Genomic DNA, 18719 nt, shown 5'->3' with positions numbered 1-18719 from the left:
GCCTTCGCCGCCAGGTCGTCGTCGGTCATCGGGCGGGCCAGGCTCCCCCGGACGTGCTCGACGTCGTGGTGGCGCCATGCGTCCCCGATCCGGATCCGCAGGCGGGCGGCGTCGCGGGCGCAGTCGTCGACGGCGTCGAAGCGGACCAGCGAGCGGAGCCGGACGGCCTCGTCGCTGCGCACCAGGTCGTCGGCGTAGGCGGGGAGGCCGACCTGCCCGAGGAGGAGACCGGCCGCGATGCCGTGCGCGGTGGAGAAGCGGGCCTGCAGCCCGTCGGCGGGGTCGGGGTTGCCGGTGAGCTCGGGGACGAGCGGGTGGCAGACGAGCTCGATCTCCTCGATCGCTCGGGTGTCGCCGCCCGGGAGCCCGGCGTGCAGGGCCTCGGCGGCCTCGATCGCCGGGTGGGTCACGATGCCGCAGGGGTAGGGCTTGAAGGTGTTCGCGCACAGCTCCCACCGGGTGCCGAGGTCGTCGAGGAGCTCGCCGGGCCGGAACACCCCGGCGACGAGCCGGGTCGCGAGTCCCGCCGGGCCGGTGAGGACGTCACCCGGCCACGGTGCGTCGTCGAGGGCGGCCTGCACCGCACGCAGCCCGACGACGGCCGCCTGCCCGGGTGGAACGGCTTGGTCATCGACCCGAAGCCCTCCCGGTTGCCGACGGGGCCGCCCGCCGCGAGCGCCACCGCGACGGCGAGGCGGTCCGCGTCGAGCCCCCGCAGCAGGCCCGCCGTGACCGCGGCGCCGACCGGGCCGCAGGTGCCGGTGATGTGCCAGCCGGCGTCGTAGTGCTCGGGCGAGATCGCGTTGCCCAGCCGCAGCTGCGCCTCGACGCCCCAGGCGACGGCGGTGAGCACCTCGTCGGCGTCGCCGGCTGCCGGCCCGTCCTGCAGGGCGACCAGCGTCGCCAGCTCGACGGCGCCGGGGTGGATCACGGTGCGCAGGTGGGTGTCGTCGAAGTCGTCGAGGTGCGCGGCGAGCCCGGTGGCCAGGGCGGCGTCGAGCGGGTGGAGCCGCTCGGGACGGCCGGGGACGACCGCGGCGCCGCCCGGCGCCATCGCGGTGGACGCCGCGACGACCGCGTCCACGGCCGGGGCGCCGGCCGCGCCGACGGCGGTGGCGACGACGTTGGCGACGGTGCGCCGGGCGGCGGCGAGCACCTCGTCCGGCAGCGGACCGGTCCGGTCGAGGATCCGCCGGACGAGGGTCTGCAGGGGGTGGGACACGGTTCTCTCCTGGGTCGTGGGGTGCGGGGTGGGGCGGCCGGTCACAGTCCGACCAGCGGGGCCATGAGCAGGACTCCGACGACGAGCACCGCCACGCCGACGATGTCGAAGACGACGCCGCTGCGGATCATCTTCGTGAGGGGGACGAGGCCGGAGCCGTAGACGATGGCGTTGGGCGGGGTCGAGACCGGGAGCATGAACCCGTACCCGGCCGCCGCGGTCGCGACGAGCCCGGGATCAGCGGGTCGACGCCGATGGCGACCGCGATCGGGACCACGATCGGCACGACGATCCCGGCGCTCGCGGTGTTGCTGGTCGTCTCGGACACCAGCAGGGCCATGACGGCCGCCAGCACCGTCACCGCCACCAGCGACGACACCCCGAGCCCGGTGGCGATGCCGTCGCCGAAGGTCCGCGCGAGGCCGGTCTCCGAGGACATCGACCCGAGCACGGTGCCGGCGCCGAAGAGCAGGATCACGCCCCAGTCGATCTTCACCGCCTCGGCCCAGGTGAGCGTCGGGACGAGGCCACCACCGTGCGCGACCGCGCCGGCAGGAGGAACAGCAGGGTGGCCGCGAAGACGGCCGCGACCCCCTCGGTCACGTGCTCGGTGAGCCAGAGCACGGGCGCGGTGTCCTCGCCGATCACGGCCCCGAGGACACCCGGGGTGGTCCAGAGCACGACGGCGACGAGGAACGCGACGACGGTGTTCTTCTCCCCGCGGGTCACACCGCCCAGCGACGCCCGCTGCTCGCGACGAACTCGGCGGCGCCCTCCAGCCGGGTGACCTCGGGCCGGTTGAGCAGGAGCAACAGCACGGCCAGCACCACGAACATGACCAGCACGATGGGCAGGAACATCGTCACCCACTCGACGAAGCCGATGGTGCGGCCGGTCTGCGACTCGATCAGGTCGCGGCCGATCAGCTGGTGCGGCGCACCCACCGGCGTGATGAGACCCCCGATCGACGCCCCGTAGGCGATCATCAGCATCACCGACGTCGCCCAGCGCGAGCGCGACAGGTCCGGGCCGCCCTCGCGGGTGCTGACCGTGCTCACCGAGCGGACGATGCCGATCCCGATCGGCAGCAGCATCGCCACCGTCGCGGTGTTGGACACGAACGCCGAGATCGCCGCCGCCAGCACGCCGAACGCGATCATGGTCCGCACCGGGGACCCGGCGATGCCCGGGACCGAGAGCGCACGGAGGGCGATCCGGCGGTCGAGCCCGTGCACGCTCATCGCCCGGGCGATCACGAAGCCGCCGAGGAACACGAAGATCGTGTCGGTCCCGAAGGCCCCGAGCACGGTCTCCTCGTCGGCGACGCCGAGGAAGACGCACAGCAGGACAGCGAAGACGGCCGTCACCGCCAGCGGCAGCGCCTCGGTGACCCACCAGACCATGACCAGCACGAACACCGCCGCGAGTGCCCGCTGGGGCCAGACGAGCCCGTCCGCGAGCAGGAGGACCGCGAGGAACCCGAGCGGCCCGACGGGCAGCCCGATCCGGGCGCGCACGGTGTCGAAACGGCTGGTCCCGGTCGACCGGTCCGCCTCGGGTGCCTCCGCCGCATCGGCGCGAGGCCCTGACTGCACTGCCATAGTGCCCACCTTCCGGAACGATGTCTCGTAATACGGGCACCGTAGACGACGGGTGGGCGCCCGGGCAACGGTCGGCCCTGCGGGACGTCGTTAAGCTCCGGCACCGTGGAGGCACGACGCGACGACGCCGGGGAGCAGGCCACCGGGGGCGGGGTCCAGTCGATCGACCGGGCCGTCGCGATCCTGTCCGTCTTCTCCCGTGCCCGGCCGATCGCCGGGATCACCGAGATCGCCCGGCTCACGGGACTGACCCGGGGCACGACCCACCGCCTGGTGAGCGCGCTCGCCAGCCACGGCTTCATGGCCCAGGCGCCGGGGTCGACCGCCTACTCCCTCGGCCCGAGGCTGCTCGGACTCGGCGAGGTCGCCCGCGAGCAGCTGTCGCTGGAGTCACAGGCCGTCCCGATCATGACGAGGCTCCGCGACCGGACCGGCGAGACCGTCGGGCTGCACGTGCTCGACGCCGAGCCCAGCCGCCGGACCATCGCCCAGGTGGAGTCCCAGCAACCGCTGCGCCGCATCTACACCGACCTCGGTGCTCCGCGGCCCCCACACGAAGGCGCGCCCGGCAAGGCGCTGCTCGCCCACGTCGACCCCGGCCGGCTCGCCGCGGCCCGCGGCCGGCTCGCCGGGGACCCGTCCGCGCAGGAACGGCTGGACAGGCAGATCGAGCAGGTGCGCCACGACGGCTACGCGATCTCGCTGGAGGAGCGCGTCCCCGGGTCGTGGCCGTGGCCGTGCCGGTCTTCGACCACACGGTGCGGTCGCCGCGCTGTCGGTGTCGGTGCCGGCCGTGCGGGCCGGGCGCGACGAGCTCGTCGGGTTCGTCCCGATGCTCCGCGAGGCGTCCGACGAGCTCTCCGCCCGGCTCGGCGGGAGCGGTCCGCCTGCCGTGTCGTCGGGCTGAGGCGCGCGCCCCGCGTGCGGGCCGCGCCGGGCGGGTACCCGCGGTCATGAAGCTCGGCATCGCCACGTTCGTGACCGACGAGGGCATCCGCCCCGGACCGCTGGGCCGTGCGCTGGAGGAGCGCGGCTTCGACTCGGTGTTCCTCGCCGAGCACTCGCACATCCCCACCAGCCGCGAGTCCCCCTACCCCGGCGGGGGTGACCTGCCGCGGGTCTACTACCGCACGCTCGACCCGTTCGCCGCGCTCACCGCGATGGCCGGGACGACCACCGACCTGCTCCTCGGCACCGGCATCGCGCTGCTGCCCCAGCGCGACGTCATCCACACACCGCCAAGCAGACCGCGAGCCTGGACCTGGTGTCCGGTGGACGGCTGCTGTTCGGCGTCGGGGCCGGGTGGAACCGCGAGGAGATGCGCAACCACGGCGTCGACCCCCGGGTCCGCGGGCCGCTCATGACCGAGCAGCTCCACGCGCTGCGAGCACTGTGGACCGAGGACGAGGCCGAGTTCCACGGCGAGCACGTCGACATCGCGCGCTCGTACTGCTGGCCGAAGCCGGTCCGGACCCCGCCGATCTACCTGGGCGGCGAGAGCGAGGCCGCGCTGAACCGGCTCGCCGAGGTCGGCGACGCCTGGCTGCCGCGCTCCCACACCTCCGTCGACGAGATCCGCCGGGTCCGCGCCGACCTGGCCGAGCGTGGCAAGCCGGACGTGCCGACGACGGTGTTCGGCGGGAAGCCCGACCCCGACGTCGTCGCCGGGTACGCCGAGGCAGGCGTCGAGCGGGGCACCTTCCTGCTCCCAACCCTGCCGGAGTCCGAGACCCTCACGAAGCTCGACGAGCTGGCGCAGGTGGTCCGGCGGTCGGGCTGACCACGGTCGGCCGAAACCGGTAGCCGTCGCGGGGCAGAATGGCCGGTGATGTCGATCCGGCTGCTCGGCCCCGTCTCCGTCACCGACACCGACGGGCGCGACCTGCTGCCCGCCGGTGCCCGGGTACGGGGCCTGCTCGCCCGGCTCGCGCTCGACGCCGGGCACCCCGTCGACACCGCGACGCTGGTCGACGCGCTGTGGGGCGACGACCCACCGTCGACGGCGAACGCGCTCCAGTCGCTGGCGACCCGGCTGCGCCGCGCGATCGGCGCCGATCGGGTGCGGACCGCGACCGGCGGCTACCTGCTCGCCGTCGACCCGGACGAGGTCGACGCGCTGCGGTTCGCCGCGCTCCGCCGGGCCGCTGCGGCCGAGCCCGACGACGGCCGCGCCGGCGCCCTGCTCACCGAGGCCCTGGGCCTGTGGCACGGTCCGCCGCTGGGCGGGCTGAACGGGCTCGCGTTCACCGGCCGGCCGCCACCCGGCTCGCCGACGCCCGCGCGGGCGCCGCCGAGGAGCTGGCCGCCCGCGGGCTCGCGGCAGGGACCCCCACCGCGGGTCTGGACGCGCTGACCGCGGTCCTCGCCGAGCAGCCGCTGCGGGAGACCACCGCCGTCGCGCTCGCCCGCGGGCTGCACGGGTCCGGGCGGCGGGCCGACGCGCTGACCGTGCTGGACCGGACCCGGGCCGCGCTGGCCGAGGAGCTCGGCGTCGACCCGGGCCCGGAGCTGCTGCGGACCCGCACCGAGCTGCTGCGCGACGACCCGCCCGCCACCGCGATCCCCGTACGGCGACCGGCTCCCCCGCCGGACCGGCCCCGGCCGGTGGCGCTCACCTCGTTCGTCGGCCGCGAGACGGACCTGGCCCGGGTACGGTCGCTGCTCGGCTCGGCGCGGCTGGTCACCGTGGTCGGGCCGGGCGGGGCCGGGAAGACCCGCCTGTCGCAGGAGGCCGTCCGCGACGTCGGCCCGGCCGTCGCCGTGGTCGAGCTGGCCGCGCTGACCGGCGGGGACCAGGTCGTTCCGGCCGCGCTGCACGCCGTCGGCGGGCCGGAGCTGTCGGTCGCGGACCGGGACGGGCCGGACGCCCTGGCGCGGCTGGTGTCCTCGCTGACCGGTCGCGAGCTGGTGCTGCTGCTGGACAACTGCGAGCACCTGGTCGACGACGTCGCGGGCCTGGTCCACGAGCTGCTCGCCCGGCTTCCCGGGCTGCGGGTGCTGACGACCAGCCGGGAGCCCCTCGGCGTACCGGGCGAGATCCTGCACCCGCTCGGGTCGCTGGATCCGGCGCAGGCGACGCGGCTGTTCGCCGAGCGCGCCGTCGCCGTCCGGCCGGACTTCGACCCGGCCGACCACGCCCCGGCCGTCGCCGAGATCTGCCGTCGTCTCGACGGTCAGCCGCTGCCCATCGAGCTCGCGGCGGCCCGGGTGCGCAGCATGAGCCCGGCCGAGATCGCCGACCGGCTCGCCGACCGCTTCCGGTTGCTGGTGTCCGGTGCCCGGACCGTGCTGCCCCGCCACCAGACGCTGCGGGCGGTCGTCGACTGGAGCTGGGATCTGCTCTCCCCCGCCGAGCGTGCGCTCGCGACCCGGTTCGGGGTGTTCGCCGGCCCGGTCGACGCCGGCACCGTCGAGGCCGTCTGCGGCGACGACGCGTTCGACCTGCTCCCGGCGCTGGTGGAGAAGTCGCTGGTCGTCCCGGTGGACGGGGCGGAGGACGGTGCGACCCGCTACCGGATGCTGGAGACGATCCGCGAGTACGCGGCCGCGCGGCTGGCCGACGCGCCGGACCACGACGCCGTGACCGCGGCGCACGCCGACCACCTGCTCGCGGTGCTGGAGCCCGGGGAGCCGCGGCTGCGCGGCGGTGACCAGCTCGACCAGCTCGCCGTCGTGCGGCGGGTGGAGGGCGAGGCCGTCCGCGCGCTGGACCGCGCCGTCGACGCCGGCGACGGCCCCCGGGCGCACCGGTTGTTCGCGGCCCTGGCCTGGAGCTGGATGGTCCGCGGCGACCTCGGCTCGCTGAAACCCTGGTCCGACCGGATCGCGACGCTCCCGGCGGCCGCGCCGGCCGCCGCGGTCGCGCTCACCCGCACGATCCGGGCGATGGTCCACATCGGGTTCGGCGACGATCAGGGTGCCGCCCAGGCGGAGCTGGACGCCGTCGTCGCGCTGTGGCCGGAGCTGCCCGAACCACGGCACCCGGTGGTCGAGCTCGCCCGCCCACCGGGCTGCTGTTCGGCGAGGGGGACCGCTCCGCGCTCGCGGCCATCGCCGACGGCGACGGCGACACCTGGCTGCGGGCGGCGGCGTCACAGATCATCGCCGCGCACGCCGAGAACGCCGGCGACCTCGGGGTGCAGCGAGTCCGGCTGCGGGCCGCACGCGACCTGTTCGCCCGGGCCGGGGACCGCTTCGGGCTCGGGATGACGACGTTCGCACTCGGCGAGCTGGAGGACTACGCCGGGGACACCGATGCCGCCCGCCGGGCCTGGTCCGAGGCGGTGGCGCTGTCCGCGGAGCTCGGCAACGCCGACGACGTCCCGCAGTTCCACCTGCAGCTGGCCCGGCTCGCCGCCCGCCGCGGCGACGAGATCGTGGCCCGCGAGCACCTGCGCCTGGCCTTCGCCCAGGACATCCCCGACGACATCCGCGCGAGCTTCGGCCTGCGGTGGGGACGGGCCGAGGTCGAGCTGCGGCTCGGGAACCCGGACGAGGCCCTGGAGCTGCTCCGTGAGTGCGACGTGCCGGTCCTGCCCGGCCCCGGACGGTTCCAGCGGAGGCCGCGACCCACACGCTCATCGCGTCGGCACTGATGGCCCTCGGCCGCCCGGACGAGGCCCGCGAGCGGCTGGAGCAGGCCGGGAAGGCCGCCGTCGCCGCCGACGACGGGCCGGTCCTCGGTGTGGTCGCCGAGACCTCCGCCCGGTGGGCCCTGGACGCGGGGGACGCGGAGCGGGCCGGTGAGCTGCTCGGCGTCGCCCTGGCCCGCCGTGGGGCGCTGCACCTGGGGCTGCCCGAGGTCGTGGCGACGCTGGAGGGCGTCCGCGCGCGGCTGGGCCCGGCCGCGGCCGACGCTGCGCTCGACCGTGGCCGGGCCTGGAGCCGGGACGCACCCCCGGTGCCGTGAGCGCTCAGGTGCGGCGCCGGTAGAGCGCCACGGCCAGCGGCGCGAAGACCACGACCAGGCCCGCGGAGGTCAGCAGCGACACCGTCGCCGCGCCTCCCGCCGGCGCGCCGTCGAGCAGGGCGCGCACGGCGTCCGCGGTCCGCGAGACCGGGTTGACCGCGACGAAGCCCTGCAGCCAGCCGGGCATCGTCTGCGTCGGGACGAACACCGAGCTGGCGAAGGTCAGCGGCAGCATGATCAGCGCGGACAGGCCCTGCACCGAGCGGGGCTGCTTCACGACCATCGCGAGTGCGGTGAACACCCAGCAGAGGCCGAACGCGAACGCGACGACCAGCCCGAACGCGGCCAGGATCCCGAGCGGACCCGCCGGGGTGCGGTAGCCGAGCGCGAACCCGAACGCCAGCATGATCACCCCGGAGGTCAGGTAGCGGACGAGGTCCGCGCCGATCGCACCGACCAGTGGGGCGGCGCGGGAGATCGGCAGGCTGCGGAAGCGGTCGAAGATCCCGGTCTTGAGGTCCTCGGCCAATCCCACGCCGGTGCCCGCGGAGGCGAACACCACCGTCTGGAGCAGCACACCGGGCAGGGCGTAGTGCAGGTACTCCGTGCTGTTGCCGGCGATCGCGCCGCCGAAGACGTAGACGAACAGCAGCAGGAAGATCACCGGCTGCAGGGTGACGTCGATCAGTGCCTCCGGCGAGTGGATCGTCTTCACGATCCCGGCGGGCCAGCGACAGCCCGTGCCGCAGCGTCGAGGGCAGCAGCGGGGCCGAGGTGGACGCCCGGCCGGAGAGCTGGGGTGGTGGGCGGGGTGTCGAGGGTGGCGGTCATCGGGGGCCTCCGGAGGTGGTCTCGGCCGCGTGGCCGGTGAGGGAGAGGAAGACGTCGTCGAGGCTGGGGAGCCGCAGGCCGATCTCGGCGACGGCGACGCCCTCGGCGACCAGCCGGTCCTCGGTGCGCGCGCAGCGCGCCGTGGTCGGCGACGGCCGCGGTGACCTCCCCGGACGGCTCGACCGTCGGCTCGGCGCCGGTCTCCTGGGCGACGACGGCGGCGACCAGCGGCACCTCGCGCGGCAGCTCGGCACGGACGTGCAGGCGTCGGCCGCCGCCCGGGACTTCAGCTGGGCGGCCGTGCCGGAGGCGATGACCCGCCCGTGGTCCAGGACGACGAGGTCGTGCGCGAGCTGGTCGGCCTCCTCCAGGTACTGGGTGGTGAGCAGGACGGTGACACCGTCCTCGGCGAGTCGCCGCACGGCGTCCCACACCTCGTTGCGGTGCAGCGGGTCCAGCCCGGTGGTGGGCTCGTCGAGGAACAGCACCTCGGGGCGTCCGACGAGGCTCGCTGCCAGGTCGAGCCGGCGGCGCATGCCGCCGGAGTAGGTGCCGGCGCGGCGCCCGGCGGCGTCGGTGAGCCCGAAGCGGTCGATCAGCTCGGCGGCGCGGGCCCGGGCGGCCGACCGCGGCAGGTCGAGCAGCCTGCCGATCAGGTAGAGGTTGTCGCGGCCGGTCAGGGCCTCGTCGACGGCGGCGTACTGGCCGGTGAGGCCGATCAGGGAGCGGACCCCGGCGGCGTCGCCGACGACGTCGCGGCCGAGCACCGCGGCCCGGCCGGCCGACGGCGGGAGCAGCGTGGCCAGCATGCGGACGGTCGTCGTCTTGCCGGAGCCGTTGGGGCCGAGCAGGCCCAGGACCTGTCCGCGCCCGGCGGAGAAGGAGATCCCGTCGACGGCGCGGACCTCACCGAAGGTCCGGACCAGGCCGTCGACCTCGATTGCGGGGGTGTTCATGCCGCCGAGCGTGCGCCCGGGCGCTGACACGGCCCTGGCACGGCGCTGGCACGGCGCTGGCACCGCGGCGGCGGCAGAGAGGCGACGGCAGAGAACCGTGGCATCGCGGCGACGGCCGCGGACCCTGGGCTGCGGGTGGTGTCGGCACGGGCCCGGTCCCGTCGCCACCCCCCGACCGTGGCGACGGAACCGGCCCGTCCATCCCCCCGCGCCTCCGGCGAGGCTCCCCAGCCCGCCGTGACGCGAGTACGACGGTATCGGCACGCCAGGGGCCGCGGATCGGTCGAACTACCGATCTCTTACCCGGGGTCTCTCCTACCAGGGTAGGAGAGACCCCTCACCCCTCGGCGCGCTCGGCGGCCTCGAGCCACTCCAGCTCGACGCTCTCGCGCTCGGCGACGACGGCCTTCAGCTCCCGGTCCAGCTCCATCAGCCGGCCGGGCTCGGTCGCGGCCTCGGCGAGCTTGGCGTGCAGCTTCTCCTCCTGCGCGGTGAGCTGCCCCATCCGCCGCTCCAGGCGCTGGGCGTCCTTGCGGGCGGCCCGCTGCTCCGCGGCGCTCGCCTTCGGCCCTGCCGCCTGCGCGACGGGCGCTCCCGCCGGCACCGGCGCGGTCGGTGCGCCCCGCCGGCCCACGCGCCCCATGGCGGCGCGGCGGGTCAGGTACTCACCGATCCCGCCGGGCAGGGGTGAGCCGGCCGTCGCGAACAGGGCGACGACCTGGTCGCAGACACGCTCGGTGAGATACCGGTCGTGGCTGACGACCACCAGCGTGCCCGGCCAGCCGTCGAGGAGGTCCTCCAGCCCGGCGAGGGTGTCGACGTCGAGGTCGTTGGTGGGCTCGTCGAGCAGCAGGACGTTGGGCTCGTCCATCAGCAGCCGGGTCAGCTGCAGCCGCCGTCGCTCGCCACACGGACAGGCGTCCGACCGGGGTCCACTGGCGGGCCGCGGGGAAGCCGAGCCGCTCCAGCACCTGCGACGCGGTCATCTCCTGCTTGCCGAACCGCACGTACTTGGCGACGGCCTCGGTGGCCTCCAGCACGCGCATCTCGGCGGGCAGATCGACGAGCTCCTGGGACAGCTGCGCCATCTTCACGGTGCTGCCCTGGATGCGCCTGCCCGAGTCGAGCGCGCGTTCCCCGGACAGGGCGCGCAGCAGCGTCGTCTTGCCGGAGCCGTTGATCCCGACGATGCCGACCCGGTCGCCCGGGCCGAGCCGCCAGGTCACGCCGGCGAGCAGGGTGCGCCCGGCGACGGAGACGGTCGCGTCCTCCAGCTCCAGCACGGTGCGGCCGAGCCGGTTGGTCGCGAACGCCATCAACTCGACGGTGTCGCGCGGCGCGGGCACGTCGGCGATCAGGGCCTCGGCGGCCTCGATCCGGTACCGGGGCTTCGACGTCCGGGCGGGCGGGCCACGGCGCAGCCAGGCCAGCTCCTTGCGGGCCAGGTTGCGGCGGCGCTGCTCGGCGGCGTCGGCCTGCCTGCCGCGATCGGCCCGGGCATAGACCCAGTCCGCGTAGCCACCGGTGTAGGACTCGACCCGGCCGTTCGCGACCTCCCAGGTGCGGGTGCAGACGGTGTCGAGGAACCAGCGGTCGTGGGTGACGACGACGAGTGCGATCCGCCGCGACGTCAGGTGCGTCGCGAGCCAGCCGATGCCCTCGACGTCGAGGTGGTGGTGGGCTCGTCGAGGACGACGAGGTCGAGCTCCCCGATCAGCGCCGCGGCGAGCGCGACCCGGCGCTTCTCGCCACCGGACAGGCCGTCGGTGGGCCGCTCGATGTCGGAGATGGCGAGCCCGTCGAGGACGTCGCGGACCCGGGCGTCGGCGGCCCACTCGTGGTCGGCGCCGTACTCGGCGAGGACGATGTCACGCACCGTCGACCCGGCCGGGAAGCGGTCGTGCTGCACCAGGTGCGCCATCCGCAGGCCACCGAGGCGGCTGACCCGGCCGCCCTCGACCGGGCGGTCGCCGGTGATCACGTCGAGCAGGGTCGACTTCCCGCCGCCGTTGAGGCCGACGACGCCGATCCGGTCGCCGCGCTCGACGCCGAGCGAGACGCCGTCGAGCAGGACGCGGGAGGCGTCACCGGGCACGTGCGCGGTGACGTTCTCCAGGTTGAGCAGGTTCTCGGGCAACTACGTCTCCACCGTTGGGAAGGTCAGGCACGGACCGGGGGCCATGAGCCGGAGCTCGAGGGCCGCCGCGGTCGGGGGGGTGGTCGCCGCCCGTCTCCGAGGTGTCGACGATGCGGGCGCCGCCGGCCGGGCCGTGGGCGACCCGCACCGTGCGGCACACCCCCATGCCGGCGAGCTCGGTCGCCACCTCGACGGCGGAGTCGGCGTCGGCGCACAGGAACGCGCACGTCGGCCCGGAGCCGGACACCAGACCGGCGAGCGCTCCGGCGTTGACCCCGGCGCGCAGGGTGCGGCGCAGATCCGGGGCCGTCGAGACGGCGGCGACCTGCAGGTCGTTGCCCAGGTTCAGCGCGAGCCGGCGCGGGTCGCCCGAGGACAGTGCCTCCAGGACGGGCTCGACCGGCCGCTCGGTGATCGGGCCGTCGCCACGCAGCCGGTCCAGCTCGGCGAACACCGCGGGGTGGACAGCCCACCGCGGGCCAGCGCGATCACCCAGTGCAGCCGGTGCCGGGCGAGCACCGGGATGATCTTCTCGCCACGGCCGGTGCCGAGCGCGGTGCCGCCGTGCAGACCGAACGTGACGTCCGATCCGAGCTCGGCGGCCAGCTCGGACAGATCGTCGCGGCCCAGCTCCAACCGCCACAGCGACGACAGCGCGACGAGCGTGCCCGCAGCGTCGGCGGAGCCGCCCGCCATCCCACCCGCGACCGGGATGCCCTTGCGCAGGGTCACCCGCACGTCCGGGGCCCGCCCGGCCCGCTCCGCGAGCAGCTCGACCGCCCGCCAGGCCAGGTTGGTGGCGTCCAGCGGCACCTCGGCCACCCCGTCGCCGTGCACCTCCAACGCGGGCTCCTGCGCCGGCTCGACCGAGATCTCGTCGAACAGGCTGACGGCGTGGAAGACCGTCACCAGGTCGTGGAAGCCGTCCGGCCGCACCCCGCCCACGGCGAGGTGCAGGTTGATCTTCGCGGGAACCCGGACGGTGACCGGTCGCGGCACGGCGGACAGCACTGCTCAACCCTACGGGCAGCACGGGACGGACCGCCGCCGCCCGGCGCTCGGGGTGGCCGGGCTCACCGGTTCCGGGCGACGCGCCCCCGACCAGGCGGCAGGGGCGGGCCGGCCCGCCACGAGCACCCCCTTTCCCGCGAACTCGCTTACCCGGTAAGCGAACTCGGAGGACCGGCACCCGCGACGACCGGGAGGCCGGCCACCGCCCCACCTGACGCCCCCGACACCGACACCGTCTCTCCTGCGAACTCGCTTACCGGGTAAGCGAATCCGTACGACCGGCACCCGGTAGGACCGACGCCCGGCCCACGCCGACGCCCGTTCCCGGCGAGTGGCACGACGGTGCTGCCTGCGCCTACCGGGTGAGGGAGTCCTCCGAGACAGCACGCTCCGCGGCGGCGGCACGGCGCTCGGACAGGTGGCGCGGCGTCGCGAAGCAGGCGACGGCCACGACACCGATGACCAGCACGGCCGCGGGCAACAGCATCGACTGGGCCATCGCCGTCGCGAAGGGATCGCGCAGCGCCTCGGGCAGCGGCCCGCCGGCCGCGGCGACCTCCGGGGAACCGCCGGTCGTCGACGTGCCCGGGACGAGCGCGGCGATCCGCGACTCCATGAGCACGGCGATGCCCGCGCTGCCGAGCACCGCGCCGACCTGACGGGTCGTGTTGTAGACGCCCGACCCGGATCCGGCCTGGTCCATCGGCAGGTTGCGGGTGGCGCTGGTGGAGATCGGCGCCCAGACGCAGGAGTTGGAGATCCCGAGCAGGGTGAGCGGCAGCAGCAGCTGCCAGACCGGGGTGTCCGGGCCCATCACCCCCGCCAGCCAGACCAGCGCGATGACGAACGTCGACATCCCGAATCCGCCGATCAGCCGCGGGTGGACGCGGTCGGTCAACCGCCCGGTGTACGGGGCGAGTGCGCCGGAGAAGATCGCCAGCGGTGCGAGCAGCAGCGCCGCCTCGGTGGGGGTGAAGCCGCGCACGCTCTGCGCGTAGATCATCAGCGGGAAGCCCTGCGCGGTGATCGCGAAGCCGACGGTGCAGATCGCGATGTTGGCCAGCGAGAAGTTCCGGTCCCGGAACAGGCGCAGCGTGACCAGCGGCTCGCTGGTGGTGACCCGCTGCCACCACACGAACGCGACCAGCACGACGACCCCGCTGCCGATCAGCGCCCAGATGCCGACGCTCCAGCCGAACTTCTGCCCCTCCTGGATGCCGAAGACCAGCAGGAACATGCCCACGGCGGACAACACCACGCCGACCACGTCGAACCGGCGGCGCGAGGTCTCGAGCGAGGGGACCAGCCGCCACGCGGCGACGAAGGCGATCACCCCGACCGGCACGTTCACGAAGAAGATCCACTCCCAGCCGAGGCCGCCGACGAGGAGCCCGCCGACGATCGGCCCGGTGAGGGTCGCGACGCCGGCGACGGCGCCCCACAGGCTCATCGCGCGTCCGCGCTGGGCCGCCGGGAAGGTCCGGGTGATGACGGCCATGGTCTGCGGCGTCATCATCGCGGCGCCGAGCCCCTGGGCGATCCGCGCGACGATCAGGGCGCCGACGGTCGACGTGAGCCCGCACCACAGCGAGGCCAGGGTGAAGACCGCGAGCCCGCACAGGTAGACGCGCTTGGGCCCGAACCGGTCCCCCAGCCGGCCGGTGACCAGCAGCGGGACGACATAGGCGAGCAGGTAGGCGCTGGTCACCCAGACCACGGAGTTGACGTCGGCGTCCAGCGACGTCAGCAGCGCGGGCGTCGCGACGGTGACGATCGTGGCGTCGACCAGGATCATGAAGAACCCGATCACCAGGGCCCACAACGCGGGCCACGGGCTCGTCCCGTCGGCGCTGACCACCTGTTCCCTCGACCGTGTCACCACGCCATCATGCGCTGCCCCGGGGCCGGTCGGTTCAGGCGGGAGGGTCCCCTGCGGGGCGGTTCCGGGCGATCCGGGCGAAGTCGGACCGCGAGGGTCTCGGCGCGCGCGGTGGGGTCGACGCCGGCGGCGCGCAGGGCCTGCTCGGCCGCCGCGGCCGAACCCGCCCAGCCCGACAGCGCCCCGCGCAGCACCTTGCGACGCTGGGCGAACGCCGCGTCGACGACCGCGAAGGTCGCCGCCCGGTCGGCGTCGGCGGGCGGGTCGTGCCGGGTGAAGGCCAGCAGTCCGGAGTCGACGCCGGGGACCGGCCAGAACACCGCGCGCGGCACCGGCCCGGCGCGGCGGGCCGCCGCGTACCAGGCGAGCTTGGCGCTGGGGGCGCCGTACTCGCGCGAGCCGGGTCCCGCCGCGAGCCGGTCGGCGACCTCGGCCTGCACCATGACCAGCCCGGTCCGCAGCGACGGCAGCTCGGCGAGCAGGTGCAGGATCACCGGCACCGCGACGTTGTAGGGCAGGTTCGCGACGATCGCGGTGGGCGGCGACGCCCCGGGCCCGGCGGCGGCCGCCAGCCGGTCCGCGCCGACCCGCATGGCGTCGGCCCCGGTCACGGTGAGGCGATCGGCCAGCCCGGGGGCACGCTCGGCGACGGTCTCGGGCAGCAGCCCCGCCAGCACCGGGTCGATCTCGACGACGTGCACCCGGGCCGCGACCGGCAGCAGCGCCAGGGTGAGCGACCCCAGCCCGGGGCCGACCTCGAGGACCACGTCGTCACCGTCGACGCCGGCGGACTTCACGATCCGGCGGACCGTGTTGGCGTCGTGGACGAAGTTCTGACCGAGCTTCTTGGTGGGACGCAGACCGAGCCGCTCGGCCAGCACCCGGACGTCGGCCGGGCCCAGCAGGCGTGCGGTGGTGGTGCTCCGGTCGCCGTCGGCGTCGATGCTGCGGCTCCGGCCGCCGTCGGTCCCGTGGTCGCTCACGGAACCATTCTCGCGGGGCACCCCGGGCGGGGTGCGTGCGGGATCAGCTCAGGCCGAGCTTGGACGAGCAGGACGGCCAGGCGCTGTACCCGCCCCGGTCGTCCTTAACCTTCTCGGCGACCGCGATCTGCTCCTCGCGGGAGGCCTTGTCCGCGGTCGGGGCGTACTGCCCGCCGCCGTAGGCCTGCCAGGTCTGCTTGTTGAACTGCAGCCCGCCCTGGTAGCCGTTGCCGGTGTTGATGCTCCAGTTCCCGCCGGACTCGCACTTGGCGAGCTTGTCCCAGGTCGCGCCGTTGGAGACGGCGGGCGCCGAGGACGTCGCCTTCGCGCCGGCCTTCTCGACGATCTCCTCGACCTTCTTCTTGGTGCCGACCTTCACCACGCGCGGCAGGGCCGGGGTGTCCTGACCGGCGCCGATGCGCTCGCGGGCGACCTCGCGGCCCTGGTCGTAGGTGACCCGCCAGATGATGCTGCGGGCGCCCTCGCGGCCCGGGTCGACGACGGTGCGGGTGCCCTCGTCGAGCGACGGGTCCTGCACCTCCTGCTCCGGCACCGGGAGCTTCTGGGACTCGACGATCTGGGCGTTCACGATGTCCGAGCCGGTGGTCGGAGCGGCGACCGGGGCGAACGACGCCGGGGAGGACGCCCGGTCGAGGTTCATCGACGCCGTGCCGAGATCGGTGGCGTTCTCGGCGAGCCCCGCGTGGAGCTCCTGGGCGGGCTGCTCGGCGGGGGCGGAGAGCACCGCGGCGGCGAGCCCACCGGTCGGGACCGAGAACAGCGCGGCCGCGGCGGCGGTCCGGACCCCGGCCCGGGAGCGGGCGGCGGCCGTGCGGTGACGGCCCTCGTAGGTGACGAACCCGGCCTCGTCGCCGGCGAGACCGGCGGGCGCGACGGCGGGGAGCGGTCGCGTGAGCTCGTCGTCGGCGAGCGGTGCGGCGTGACGCGAAGACATGACTTCCCGGGGTCTCGGCTGTCCGGGAAGGAGTCATGACCTGCGGGAACGACGACCGGCGCGGTGCCGGGGAGCGGAACCGTCGCTGGGGAGCGGACCGGTCGTCGTCCCGCGGGTCGGGGGAGCGACCCCGTCCCGGCGGGTACGACGACGGACGTTAGCGGACCGTGACCCGGAGCAGCGTGTCCGACGCGCGCGTGGCGACGAGCGGCCGGGGATCGACGGTGAGTGACGACAACCCCGCCGCTCATCACGGCGGACGGCGTCAATCGGTCGTGCGCAGCCGGAAGATCCGTTCGGCGTTGCGGCGGGCCGTCTCGGCGACCAGGGCCTCGGGCTCCCCGCGGGTCGCGGCGACCCCGCGCACCGTCCACGGCAGCACGTAGGGCTCGTTGGCCCGGCCGCGGTGCGGGTGCGGGGTGAGGAACGGCGCGTCGGTCTCCACGAGGTACTGACCGGTGGGGACGAGGGCCGCCGCGGCACGCAGCTCGTCGTTGCGCTTGAAGGTGACCGGGCCGGCGAAGGACAGGACGTACCCGGCGTCGGCGCACTCCCGTGCCATCGCGGCGTCGCCGGAGAAGCAGTGGAAGACCACCGTCTCCGGGGCGCCCTCCTCGCGCAGGATCCGCAGGACGTCCTCGTGGGCGTCCCGGTCGTGGATCATCAGCGGCTTGCCGGTGCGCTTGGCCAGCCCGATGTGCCAGCGGAACGCGTCCTGCTGCGCGGCGGGCCGACTGTGGTCCCAGTAGTAGTCCAGGCCGGTCTCGCCGATCGACACGACACGCTCGTCGGCGGCCAGCCGCTCGATCTCGGCGAGATCTCCGGCGGTGACCCGCGCCGTCCGGGTGGGGTGCAGCGCGACGGCCGCCCACACCCGGTCGTCGGCGTGTGCGGCCCGGACCGCGGACCGGGCGCCGTCGAGGTCGTCGGCGACGGTGACCGCGCCGACGACGCCGACCGCCGCTGCCCGGTCCATCGCGGCGACGACGTCGGCGTCGGTCTCGCAGCCGCAGGCGTCGAGGTGGGTGTGGCTGTCGATCGTGGGTGCGGCGAGCGGTTCGGGCGGCTCGGGGCGGGGACGCCGGCCTGCCGGTGGCCGGTCCGCGTCCCCGCCCGTCGCGGAGCTCACTTCTGGACCGGAGCCCACTCCGGCCCGGTCTCCCCCAGCTCGGGTGCGAGCTTGGCGATGATCGGCGACGGCTTGGCCAGCGGGCGCCCCACCTCGATGGGTGTGGAGCCCCAGTGGGCCTGCTCGGCGGCGTAGTCGCCGGTGAGGACCGGGTAGGCGGGACCGTCGCCGAGGTCGTCCACGGTCGTCTTCTCCGGCTGCGCGGCCCACACCCCGGTGCCGCCGAGCGCCTCGTGCACCTTCTGCGCGGCGTGCGGCAGGAACGGGGTGAGCAGGGTGTTCGCGTCCTGCACGACCTGCAGCGCGGTGTGCAGGATCGTGTCCCGGCGCTCCGGGTCGTCCTTGCGCTTCCACGGCTCCTGGTCCGACAGGTACCGGTTCGCGGCGGTGACCACCCGCATCGCCTCGCCCGCGGCCTGCTTGAACCGGTTCCGGGCGAGCAGCCCGCCGACGGTGTCGAACCCCGCCTTCGAGTACGCGAGCAGGTCGGCGTCGGCCTGCTGCGGCGCCGTCGGCGTCGGGATCGCCCCCACGTTCTTGTGGGCCATCGAGATGGACCGGTTGACCAGGTTGCCCCACTCGTTGGCCAGCTCGAAGTTGACCCGGCGGACGAACTCGTCCCAGGTGAAGTCGACGTCCTGGTTCTCCGGCCCGGCGACGGCGATGTGGTACCGCAGCGCGTCCGGTCCGAACTCGCGCAGGAAGTCCCCGACGTAGATGACGGTGCCGCGGCTGGTCGAGAACTTCGACCCGCTCATCGTCAGGTACTCCGAGGACACGACCTCGCTGGGCAGGTCCAGCGTCCCGTACGGGCCGGGCTCGCCGCCGCGGTCACCCGCGCCGTTCTGCCCGAGCAGGATCGCCGGCCACATCACCGAGTGGAAGGTGATGTTGTCCTTGCCCATGAAGTAGAAGGCCTCGGCGGCCGGGTCGGTCCACCACTGCTTCCACGCGTCCGGGTCCGGGCCGCGGCGGGCCCACTCCACCGAGGCGGACAGGTAGCCGATGACGGCGTCGAACCAGACGTAGATCTTCTTGAGCGGGTTGTCCGACCAGACGTCGAGCGGCACGGGCACGCCCCACTCCAGGTCCCGGGTGATGGCGCG

At 75.0% G+C, this 18719-nt stretch carries 15 protein-coding genes and 6 pseudogenes; 6 read left to right on the top strand and 15 right to left on the bottom strand.

Going from position 1 to position 18719, the window contains the following annotated elements; translation table 11 throughout:
* Positions 1-17 precede the first annotated feature (17 nt).
* The 6 genes and pseudogenes from KPL57_RS71755 to KPL57_RS05225 all read right to left on the bottom strand — a co-directional run.
* Positions 18-410 (bottom strand): annotated as a pseudogene (locus KPL57_RS71755) (hypothetical protein); the annotation flags it as partial.
* On the bottom strand, positions 407-1222 hold the full coding sequence (locus KPL57_RS05240) for an MmgE/PrpD family protein (RefSeq protein WP_226350733.1): 816 nt from the start codon (positions 1220-1222) through the stop codon (positions 407-409). The pseudogene KPL57_RS71755 and the gene KPL57_RS05240, both read right to left, overlap by 4 nt.
* A gap of 41 nt (positions 1223-1263) precedes the next feature.
* The gene (locus tag KPL57_RS71750; RefSeq protein WP_374203667.1) at positions 1264-1419 is read right to left on the bottom strand and encodes an anion permease; all 156 of its coding nucleotides are present in this window, start codon (positions 1417-1419) and stop codon (positions 1264-1266) included.
* The gene (locus tag KPL57_RS05235) at positions 1350-1700 is read right to left on the bottom strand and encodes an anion permease (protein ID WP_308252779.1); all 351 of its coding nucleotides are present in this window, start codon (positions 1698-1700) and stop codon (positions 1350-1352) included. The genes KPL57_RS71750 and KPL57_RS05235 overlap by 70 nt, the downstream gene beginning before the upstream one ends.
* 14 nt (positions 1701-1714) lie before the next feature.
* Complete coding sequence (locus tag KPL57_RS05230) at positions 1715-1951, bottom strand: hypothetical protein (RefSeq protein WP_226350732.1); 237 nt, start codon at positions 1949-1951, stop codon at positions 1715-1717.
* Positions 1948-2823: an SLC13 family permease gene (locus tag KPL57_RS05225; protein WP_226350731.1), complete on the bottom strand. Its 876-nt coding sequence runs from the start codon at positions 2821-2823 to the stop codon at positions 1948-1950. The genes KPL57_RS05230 and KPL57_RS05225 overlap by 4 nt, the downstream gene beginning before the upstream one ends.
* Positions 2824-2928: 105 nt before the next feature.
* Between KPL57_RS05225 and KPL57_RS69315 the strand changes: the two genes are divergently transcribed.
* The 6 genes and pseudogenes from KPL57_RS69315 to KPL57_RS05200 all read left to right on the top strand — a co-directional run bounded on the left by KPL57_RS69315 (position 2929) and on the right by KPL57_RS05200 (position 7732).
* Positions 2929-3780: an IclR family transcriptional regulator gene (locus KPL57_RS69315; RefSeq protein WP_226350730.1), complete on the top strand. Its 852-nt coding sequence runs from the start codon at positions 2929-2931 to the stop codon at positions 3778-3780.
* A pseudogene (locus KPL57_RS05215) lies at positions 3777-4603 on the top strand (LLM class F420-dependent oxidoreductase). Before KPL57_RS69315 ends, KPL57_RS05215 begins: the two are co-directional and overlap by 4 nt.
* 48 nt (positions 4604-4651) lie before the next feature.
* Positions 4652-5298: pseudogene (locus tag KPL57_RS71745) on the top strand (BTAD domain-containing putative transcriptional regulator); the annotation flags it as partial.
* Positions 5272-7032 carry an AAA family ATPase gene (locus tag KPL57_RS05210; RefSeq protein ID WP_374203669.1) on the top strand — a complete coding sequence of 587 codons (1761 nt, stop codon included), beginning with the start codon at positions 5272-5274 and terminating at the stop codon, positions 7030-7032. The pseudogene KPL57_RS71745 and the gene KPL57_RS05210, both read left to right, overlap by 27 nt.
* Positions 6960-7418 (top strand): lipopolysaccharide assembly protein LapB, encoded by a 459-nt coding sequence (locus KPL57_RS05205; RefSeq protein WP_226350729.1) that lies wholly within the window; start codon positions 6960-6962, stop codon positions 7416-7418. The genes KPL57_RS05210 and KPL57_RS05205 overlap by 73 nt, the downstream gene beginning before the upstream one ends.
* Positions 7418-7732 carry a hypothetical protein gene (locus tag KPL57_RS05200; RefSeq protein WP_226350728.1) on the top strand — a complete coding sequence of 105 codons (315 nt, stop codon included), beginning with the start codon at positions 7418-7420 and terminating at the stop codon, positions 7730-7732. The genes KPL57_RS05205 and KPL57_RS05200 overlap by 1 nt, the downstream gene beginning before the upstream one ends.
* Before the next feature lie 4 nt (positions 7733-7736).
* Here the strand turns inward: KPL57_RS05200 and KPL57_RS05195 are convergent, their stop codons facing one another.
* The 9 genes and pseudogenes from KPL57_RS05195 to KPL57_RS05150 form a co-directional block, all read right to left on the bottom strand.
* Positions 7737-8447: an ABC transporter permease gene (locus KPL57_RS05195; protein ID WP_226350727.1), complete on the bottom strand. Its 711-nt coding sequence runs from the start codon at positions 8445-8447 to the stop codon at positions 7737-7739.
* Positions 8448-8559: 112 nt separating this feature from the next.
* Entirely contained in the window at positions 8560-9519 is a 960-nt protein-coding gene (locus KPL57_RS05190) for an ATP-binding cassette domain-containing protein (protein WP_226350726.1), read from the bottom strand.
* A 337-nt stretch (positions 9520-9856) separates the two neighbouring features.
* A pseudogene (locus KPL57_RS05185) lies at positions 9857-11656 on the bottom strand (ATP-binding cassette domain-containing protein).
* Between the two features lie 73 nt (positions 11657-11729).
* A pseudogene (locus KPL57_RS05180) lies at positions 11730-12667 on the bottom strand (4-(cytidine 5'-diphospho)-2-C-methyl-D-erythritol kinase); the annotation flags it as partial.
* 355 nt (positions 12668-13022) lie between these two features.
* Complete coding sequence (locus KPL57_RS05175) at positions 13023-14546, bottom strand: DHA2 family efflux MFS transporter permease subunit (protein WP_226350725.1); 1524 nt, start codon at positions 14544-14546, stop codon at positions 13023-13025.
* A 34-nt stretch (positions 14547-14580) separates the two neighbouring features.
* A pseudogene (gene rsmA, locus KPL57_RS05170) lies at positions 14581-15451 on the bottom strand (16S rRNA (adenine(1518)-N(6)/adenine(1519)-N(6))-dimethyltransferase RsmA).
* 121 nt (positions 15452-15572) lie between these two features.
* On the bottom strand, positions 15573-16484 hold the full coding sequence (locus KPL57_RS69310; RefSeq protein WP_308252776.1) for a resuscitation-promoting factor: 912 nt from the start codon (positions 16482-16484) through the stop codon (positions 15573-15575).
* A 265-nt stretch (positions 16485-16749) separates the two neighbouring features.
* Entirely contained in the window at positions 16750-17613 is an 864-nt protein-coding gene (locus tag KPL57_RS05155) for a TatD family hydrolase (protein WP_374203666.1), read from the bottom strand.
* The coding region (locus KPL57_RS05150) for a methionine--tRNA ligase (protein WP_226350724.1) at positions 17610-18719 on the bottom strand (1110 nt) is incomplete at its 5' end. The genes KPL57_RS05150 and KPL57_RS05155, both read right to left, overlap by 4 nt.

It is taken from the genome of Pseudonocardia sp. ICBG601 (genome assembly GCF_020496245.1).
This window is presented reverse-complemented; position numbering and strand designations above follow the sequence as displayed.